This is a genomic window from Longimicrobium sp. (assembly GCF_036280135.1).
GTDB lineage: Bacteria > Gemmatimonadota > Gemmatimonadetes > Longimicrobiales > Longimicrobiaceae > Longimicrobium.
In genome coordinates this window covers 1-4,365 of record NZ_DASURI010000978.1, presented here as the reverse complement: position 1 = coordinate 4,365, position 4,365 = coordinate 1, and the positions used below count along the sequence as shown (strand labels likewise).

The following is a 4,365-nucleotide window of genomic DNA, read 5'->3' as shown; positions in this document are numbered from 1 at the left end:
ACGTGGAGGGCCTGTCGCGCGCCATCGGCTGCCTGGCGACGAAGGACGAGCTGCGCGGGCGCCTGGCCGCTGCCGGCCGCGAGACGGCGCTGCGCCGCTGGGACCGCGCCCGCCTCGCCGCCGAGGCCGCACCGCTGTATCGTTCGCTCGTGGCGGCGAGATAGGCGTCCTGGCCGTCCGCGCGGTGGAAACGCCTAAAACGAATCCACGATCTGAACGCTGATCCCGGAGCGCTCCTTTCCGGCGGGCCGCGGCCCCACCTGGATACGGACGTCCAGGTCCAGCGCGTTCAGCAGGCGCTCAAGCCGCTCCTGGCTGAACCCGTCGACGCGCGCGTTCATGATGGCCGACACGTCGGGCTGGCGGATGCCGAGGAGCTTGGCCGCCTGGGTCTGCGTGAGCCCGCGGCGGCGGATTTCGAGCGTGATCGCCGCGGCCAGGCCGACCTGCGCGCGTTCGTCCGGAACGTCGAGGGCTTCGAAGACGTTGTCGATCTCCGTAAAGGCGACATCTTCTTCCTTCATTGCTCGTTCTTCGATGCAAAGTGGAGCCGATGATGTTCCCGGGCCGCCGCGAACCGGGCGCGGATCGTCTCGATCGCGGGTTTGGGCGTGGCGATTCCGGACGTGGACTTCTTCTTGAACACGTGCAGCAGGTACACGCATTCAGGAAAATCGGCGACGAACGCCGCGCGGTAGGTGTCGCCGTCGTGGTTCTCGGCCAGTTTGAGAACCTCGCGCGGTAACCCTTCTCCAAAGCGCCTGCTGTCCGCGGGATGCGCGCCAAGCTGCACCATCCACAGCGCGTTCCCGAACGCTGCCCTGACCTGTTTTGGCATCTCGTGCAGGTCACGCAGGCTGGATCCCACTCCGATCAGCTTCTTTCGCGGTGGCATCGGCTGCTTCATGAACTATAGCCTATCCACTATAGGTGAACAAGGTGCACCGGAGTGGGAACGATGTGCACTTCTGTTCTTTTTGTCCAGAGCCCGCCAAGTGAGCGGCCTGGGCAAGGCTCGCGCGCTGCTATACCGTTTTCTGGCGCAAAGGTACTGCTGTGCGGCTGACCTCTTTCGAGCGGTTTCAGTTTGGCCGGTGGCGTGTCCGGAGCGTGGTCTGGATCGGCTGCGGCGCGGTAGATAGATTTCCTGTAAAATGATGCGCCTGGCGTGTTTGGAGCGGGTGTTTTTCAGGGGTTGACGGGTGAGAACGGTGTGCATATCCTTGCCTTCCACTGGCGACGCAATGCGCTTTTTCAAGGCAACCAAGATGAAGACGCTCCGCGACCCATCCACGCCCCGTGGCGCGGTCCAGCCGGCCCCGCACGCGGCCCCGGCACCGCTCCCACCGTCCGAAGACCAGCGGTTCTTCGACGAGTCGCTGCGCGCGTCCATGCGCAGCCTTGGACGGCTCATCCAGAACCGGCGCAAGGCCAACGGCTGAGCATCGCCGGCGGCAGCACCCTGAGGCCAGGAGCGACACGCGAGCTCCTGGCCTTTTCCATTCTCCGGCCCAGGAGGCGCGACCACGGATGCCCGGCCCCGGACAGGTGTACTATCTTCCGCCCGAGCTGCGCGAAGGCCCGGGCAAGGGCGATCGCCCGCACCTGGTGCTGAGCCTGTGCGCGCCCGGCGCCGAGACGTCCACCTTCGCGTACGGCAGCACGAAGGCGACCGACGCGCTCCGCGGGGCCGCGCACGTGCTCGTGGATCCGCATATGACCGGGCAGCGCGGAACGGGACTGTCCTGGCCCACCTATTTCTATCCATCGCGACTGCTTACATTTGCCGTCGACGATCTGCCGGCGCCGGCCGGCCGCATCGTTCATGAGCTGCCTTTTGTCCGGCAGCAGCTGCGGCGCGCGCTGGGGTTGGGGCAGGGCGTCACCCACGAGGCCAACGTACGCGGCGCGAACCGCCGCGGTCGCATCGCGGAATACAGGCGGGAGATCTCGGAAGATCTGGGCGCCACGCACTGCCTGGTGGTGACGGAGGCCGCCTACTCCCGCACCGCCCTCCAGCAGACCACGATCCCGCTCCTGAACGCGATGGAATTCGACGCGGCGCCGGGGGACGTTCTGGTGCAGGACACGTCGGGCTGGCAGGGCCGCTTCGCCCTCCGTCTGCACCCCGTGCTGATCGCCGTCCCGCTCGTCACGACCGTTCACGAACGCGATTCCATCGCGCGCTACACGCGGACCATCGTGAGCGAGACGACCATGCGGGAGGTGGAAGCCTCGCTCATGCTGCACTTTGGACTGTAGGCCGTGACCCTCCGCGCGCTGCACGTGTACTCGGGCAACTTGTACGGCGGGGTGGAGCGGATGCTCACCACGTTCGCCGGGCTGCGCGGCGTCTCCGGGCTCGAGCAGCGGTTCGCGCTGTGCTTCGACGGACGATTGGCGGACGAGATCCGCGCGGCGGGCGCGCCGCTCGCCCTTCTCGGCGACGTGCGGATGAGCCGGCCGTGGACGGTGCTCCGCGCGCGGCGGGCGCTGCGGCGCACGTTGCGGGATGCGCGGCCGGACGTCGTCATCTGCCATTCGTCGTGGACGCAGGGGCTGTTCGGCGGCGTGGTGCGCGACGCGGGTGTTCCGCTCGTCTTCTGGCTGCACGACTTCGTGACGGGGGAGACGTGGGCGGACCGGCTGGCGCGGCGGACGGCGCCGGACGCGGCCATCTGCACGAGCGCGTTCGCCGGCGAGTCGCTGGGCCGCCTGTGGTCGCACGTTCGCGGCGACGTGGTGTATCCGCCCGTGCCGCAGCCGGATACGCCTGTGGACCGCGCCGCCCTTCGCGCGGCGCTGCGGACGCCCGCGGACGACGTCGTCATCCTGCAGGCGAGCCGGATGGAGCCGTGGAAGGGGCACCGACTGCTGGTGCGGGGGCTCGCGGCCATCCGCGACCTGGAGGGATGGACGTGCTGGATTGCGGGCGGAGCGCAGCGGCCGCACGAGGAAGCGCACCGCGCGGAGGTGGCGGCGCTGGCGCGAAAGCTGGGCGTGGCGTCGCGCATCCGGTACCTGGGCCACCGCGGCGACGTGCCCGCGCTGATGGCGGCCGCGGACGTGCTCTGCCAGCCCAACGTGGGCCCGGAGCCGTTCGGGATCGCGTTCGTGGAGGGGATGCACGCCGGCCTGCCCGTCGTGGCGACGGCCATCGGCGGGGCGCGGGAGATCGTGGACGCGTCGTGCGGCATCCTGGTCCCGCCGGACGACCCCGCCGCACTCGGCGATGCGCTGCGCCAGCTGGTGCGGGACGCGGACCTGCGCGCCCGGCTCGGCGCGGCGGGCCCCGCGCACGCGCGTGCCCTGAGCGATCCCGCGCGGCAGGCGGAGCGCATGCGCGACGTGCTGGCGAGGGTGGTGCGGAGCGCACGAGGAAGCACCACGCAGAGCCCCTAACAGAGCCCCATGGGGCCCCAGCCGGAGCGGGTAAACCCGCCGCTGGGACAGCGGTAAGCCCTGTCTCGCGCTGACGCGCTCTGCGAACAGGGCTTCAACCGACCGGGCACGGAGTTCGTGCCGGAGGGCGGGCTCTCCCGGGCAGTCCGCGTAGGCGGACTTCGCGAATTTCCAGCGGCGAATTTATCCGCTCCTGGTCGCGATGCTCGCCGGATGCACTGGATCCGCCCCCTCCCTCCACCGGGCACGGAGTCGGTGCCGGAGGGCAGGGCTCGTTGAAGTCTACACCCTCTCCCGCGCAGTTTGCGGGAGAGGGACGCGAGGAACGAGCGGGGTGAGGGTCCGAGCGAGGTGAGGGCCCCTCCGTTAGATTCTCCCCCGCCGCACATCAGTTTCCCCATCACCCACGCCGGATGACGGACGCAGCCCCCACCACGGAAGAACGCGCGCGGCGCAGCCTGGGCTCCAGCGGCGACGCCGTCTACCGCATGGTGCAGCGCGCGGTGCGCGTGCGGCACGCCGGCGGCGGCACGCTCGTGGACGTGGGCTGCGGCAGCGGCCAGCTGTGGCCGTACCTGCGCGGCGACTTCGGCCGGTACGTGGGCGTGGACGTCGTCCGCTACGACGGCTTTCCCGCGGACGGCGAGTTCCACGTGCTGGACCTGGACCGCGGTGACGTGCCGCTCCCCGACGGCATCGCCGACGTGGCGGCGGGCGTGGAGACCATCGAGCACCTGGAGAACCCGCGCGCCTTCCTCCGCATGCTGGCGCGTCTGGCGCGGCCCGGCGGATGGGTGATCGTCACCACCCCCAACCAGCACAGCCTGCTCTCCAAGGGCACCTTCCTGCTGCGCGGCGAGCACGCGGCGTTCACGGACACGTCGTATCCCGCGCACATCACCGCGCTGCTGGCGGTGGACCTGCGGCGGATGGCGGCGGAGTGCGGGCTGGCGGACGTCGCCA

General features: G+C 70.0%; 6 protein-coding genes. 4 read left to right on the top strand and 2 right to left on the bottom strand.

Annotation, left to right across the window (positions count from 1 at the left end; genetic code table 11):
* Positions 1–194: 194 nt before the first annotated feature.
* Positions 195–524 carry a helix-turn-helix transcriptional regulator gene (locus VFZ20_RS31450; protein ID WP_329687937.1) on the bottom strand — a complete coding sequence of 110 codons (330 nt, stop codon included), beginning with the start codon at positions 522–524 and terminating at the stop codon, positions 195–197.
* The gene (locus VFZ20_RS31445) at positions 521–907 is read right to left on the bottom strand and encodes a type II toxin-antitoxin system RelE/ParE family toxin (RefSeq protein ID WP_329687936.1); all 387 of its coding nucleotides are present in this window, start codon (positions 905–907) and stop codon (positions 521–523) included. The genes VFZ20_RS31450 and VFZ20_RS31445 overlap by 4 nt, the downstream gene beginning before the upstream one ends.
* A 361-nt stretch (positions 908–1,268) precedes the next feature.
* On the opposite strand from VFZ20_RS31445, the gene VFZ20_RS31440 reads away from it, so the two are divergent.
* The 4 genes from VFZ20_RS31440 to VFZ20_RS31425 all read left to right on the top strand — a co-directional run.
* Positions 1,269–1,442 (top strand): hypothetical protein, encoded by a 174-nt coding sequence (locus tag VFZ20_RS31440; RefSeq protein ID WP_329687935.1) that lies wholly within the window; start codon positions 1,269–1,271, stop codon positions 1,440–1,442.
* Between the two features lie 88 nt (positions 1,443–1,530).
* The gene (locus VFZ20_RS31435) at positions 1,531–2,262 is read left to right on the top strand and encodes a hypothetical protein (protein ID WP_329687934.1); all 732 of its coding nucleotides are present in this window, start codon (positions 1,531–1,533) and stop codon (positions 2,260–2,262) included.
* Between the two features lie 3 nt (positions 2,263–2,265).
* Positions 2,266–3,402, top strand: a complete 1,137-nt coding sequence (locus VFZ20_RS31430) for a glycosyltransferase family 4 protein (protein ID WP_329687933.1) — start codon at positions 2,266–2,268, stop codon at positions 3,400–3,402.
* Positions 3,403–3,815: 413 nt separating this feature from the next.
* Positions 3,816–4,365: class I SAM-dependent methyltransferase (locus VFZ20_RS31425; RefSeq protein WP_329687932.1), on the top strand; the 550-nt coding region annotated here is incomplete at its 3' end.